The 3764-nt window shown below is 67.5% G+C and carries 2 protein-coding genes; both read right to left on the reverse strand.

Features of this window, described 5'->3' with window-relative positions:
* A partial coding sequence (locus AC2VOP_RS04540) for a hydantoinase B/oxoprolinase family protein (RefSeq protein ID WP_486959840.1) occupies positions 1 to 3215 on the reverse strand: 3215 nt, incomplete at its 3' end.
* 29 nt (positions 3216 to 3244) lie between these two features.
* Positions 3245 to 3764: aldo/keto reductase (locus tag AC2VOP_RS04545; RefSeq protein WP_486959841.1), on the reverse strand; the 520-nt coding region annotated here is incomplete at its 5' end.

Genomic DNA, 3764 nt, shown 5'->3' on the forward strand with positions numbered 1-3764 from the left:
TCGTAGTACTGGTGGTGCCGGTTGCCGAAGGTGACGTTGTTCATCGTTCCGGAGCCTTCGGCCTGCACCCCGAGCGCGCCGAGCAGCGCGCCGGTGACCTGTTGTGAGGTCTCCACGTTGCCGGCGACGACCGCGGCCGGATATGTCGGTGCGAGCAGCGACCCGGGGGGGACTTCGATATGCAGTGGGCGTAGGCAGCCGTCGTTGAGCGGTATCTCGTCGTCGACCAACGTCCGGAACACGTAGAGCACCGCTGCGGTGGTCACCGAGGACGGCGCGTTGAAGTTCGTGCCCAACTGGGTTGAGGTTCCGGTGAAGTCGATCACCGCGCTGCGGGTGGAGCGGTGCACGGCGACGCGGACCGCGATAGTGTCGCCGGAATCCATCCGGTAGCGGTACTCGCCGCCGCCGAGCCGGTCGATGACGCGGCGGACCGCCTCTTCGGCATTGTCCTGGACGTGGCGCATATAGGCCGATACGACATGAATACCCCAGTGATCGACTATCTTTCGAATCTCATCGACGCCCTTCTGGTTGGCGGCGACCTGCGCGCGCAGATCAGCGAGGTTGGTGTCGGGGTCGCGGGATCCGAAGGCTTGGTTGGTGAGCAGACGCCGGGTCTCGGTGTCGCGGAACCGTCCGCCCTCCACCAGCAGCCAGTTGTCGAACAGCACGCCCTCGTCGCAGATCGTGTGGCTGTTGGCGGGCATGGAACCAGGTGTGGTGCCACCGATCTCAGCGTGGTGGCCCCGTGAGGCGACGAAGAAGAGGACGCGCCGGCCGGCCTCGTCGAAGACCGGGGTGATCACGGTGATGTCCGGCAGGTGGGTACCGCCGTGATAGGGGTCGTTGACCGCGTACACCTGACCGGGCTGCATGCGGGCACCGTGTCCCGAGCGGCGTCGGATCACCTCCTTGACGGTGGCGCCCATCGAGCCGAGATGCACCGGGATGTGTGGCGCGTTGGCGACAAGGTTGCCGTCCGGATCGAATAATGCGCAGGAGAAGTCCAGTCGCTCGCGGATGTTCACCGACTGGGCGGTTGCCTGCAACCGCGCCCCCATCTGTTCGGCGATCGACATGAACAGGTTGTTGAAGATCTCCAGCCGGACCGGGTCGGCCGTGCTGTCCTCGGTGCCCGGATCCGGTGTTTCGAGGGCGGCGGTTCGCTGGATCAGCAAGTGCCCGGTCTGGGTCATCGTTGCCTGCCAGCCGTCGTCGACAACGGTGGTGGCGTTGGCCTCGGTGATCATCGCCGGGCCGGCCACGGTGTTCGTCGGTCGCATGTTCTCCCGCCGGTACAGCGGCGCGTCGCCCCACCCGCCTCCCCAATAGAGCCGGATGGTCCCGGTCTGGTGCCCGGTGTCGGCGGGCCGGTCGCCGTCCCCAGCGGAGAGGTCGGGTTGTTCGGCAAGCCCGATTGCCTCGACGGTGACCGCACCGGCGATCAGCGGGCGGTCCATCACGAACGAGTACGTCCGGTGATGCACTGCCTCAAATTCCGCCTCCATGACCCCGATCTCGCCGAGCTCGACCGGGATCGCGGTGTCGGTTCCGTCGTAACGGAGATGCACACGGCGAGCCACCCGGATCAACCCGGCCGGGACGCCCTGGTCGGCGAGGTCGGCACGCGCTGCCTGCTCGAGGGAGTCTGCTACACCGGCTAACTTCGCCAAAGTTCCACAGGTGAGCCGGATTTCCAAGGACTGCTCCCGCATCGCGACGGTATCGGCCAGCCCGATGCCCAGCGCGGAGAGCACACCAGCCATCGGCGGGACCAGCACCGTGCGGATACCCAGCTGGTCGGCGACCGCGCACGCGTGCTGGCCCCCGGCTCCGCCGAACGTGGTCAGCACGTAGCGGGTGACGTCGTGTCCCTTCTGGATAGAGATTTTCTTGACCGCATTCGCCATGTTCGCCACCGCGATGCGCAGAAACCCTTCGGCGACCTGCTCCGGTGAGCGCCCGTCGCCGGTGTGCGCCTGGACTTCGGCGGCCAGGGCGGTGAAGCGGCGCCGCACGATCTGGTCGTCGAGCGGCTGGTCGCCGTCCGGCCCGAAGACGGCAGGGAAATAGGCGCGCTGGACGCGGCCGAGCATCACGTTGGCGTCGGTGACGGTCAGCGGACCGCCGCGGCGGTAGCAGGCCGGGCCGGGGTCGGCACCCGCCGACTCCGGGCCCACCCGGTAGCGGCTGCCGTCGAACCGCAGAATCGACCCGCCGCCCGCGGCGACGGTGTGGATGTCCAGCATCGGAGCCTGCAGTCGCACGCCGGCGACCTCGGTGGCCCCGGCGGCCCCGGCGGCCAATACCCGCTGGTATTCGCCGGCATAGTGCGACACGTCGGTGGAGGTGCCGCCCATGTCGAAGCCGATGACGTGGTCGAACCCGGCCAGCGCCGACATCCGTACCATGCCGACGATGCCGCCGGCGGGGCCGGAGAGGATCGCGTCCTTGCCGCGGAAGTGATGGGCCTCGGTCAGGCCGCCGTTGGACTGCATGAACATCAGGCGCACGTCGGACAGCTGGTCGGCAACCCGGTCGACGTAGCGCCGCAGCACCGGTGACAGATAGGCGTCGACCACGGTGGTGTCTCCGCGCGGGACCAGTTTCATCAGCGGGCTGACCTCGCAGGACAGTGAGATCTGGGTGAAGCCGACCTGCTTGGCCAGCTCGCCGATCTGCCGCTCGTGCTGCGGGTACAGATAGCTGTGCATGCACACCACCGCGACGGCACGGATCCCGTCGGCGTGCGCGCGCCGCAGGTGGTCGCCGAGCGGTTCGAGATCGGGCGCCTGCAGCACCGTGCCGCCGGCGGTGACCCGTTCGTCGACTTCGACGGTGCGCTCGTAGAGCGGCTCGGGTGCCACGATGTGCCGGTCGAAGATGCGTGGCCGGTTCTGGTAGCCGATGCGCAGCGCATCGCCGAAACCGCGGGTGATCACCAGCAGTGTGCGCTCTCCGGTGCGCTCCAGCAGCGCGTTGGTCGCGACGGTGGTGCCCATCCGCACCGTGTCGATCAGCTGGGCGGGGATCGGGGTGTCCGCGCCGATTCCTAGCAGAGCGCGGATCCCGGCTACGGCGGCGTCGCGGTAACGCGACGGGCTCTCGGACAGCAGCTTGTGTGTCGACAGCCGCCCGTCCGGCCGACGTGCCACGATGTCGGTGAACGTGCCGCCCCGGTCAATCCAGAACTGCCACCCAGCCACGCTCACATTGTGCCTGGGTGGGCTGGCTCCACCGCTTATGCGGCAATGCCGTTGAGATCGGCCAACACATCCTCGGAAAGGCTCAACTCGGCGGCAGCGACGTTATCCCGCAGATGCGCGACCGACGACGTGCCGGGGATCAACAAGATGTTTGGTGAGCGGCGGAGCAGCCACGCCAGCGCGACGGCAAACGGTGTCGTGTTGAGCCGGGTGGCGATGGTGTGCAGTGTGTCGGACTGCAGCGGGGTGAAGCCACCGAGCGGGAAGAAGGGCACATAGGCGATGCCTTGCGCGGCGAGCGAATCGACGAGGTCATCATCGACTCGGTGGGCAAGGTTGTTATGGTTCTGCACGCAGAAAATCGGCGCGATCGATTGGGCCTCGGCGACCTGTTCGGCGGTGACGTTGCTGACCCCCAGATGTCTGATCAGTCCCTCGTGCTGCAGTTGCGCGAGTAAGGTGAACGGCTCGGCGATCGAGCCCGGCTCCGGGTTGGCGAACCCGCCGACGCGCAGGTTGACGACATCGAGTTTCTCCAGGTCGAGGTTTGCCAGG

It is taken from the genome of Mycobacterium sp. TH-M106 (genome assembly GCF_057473765.1).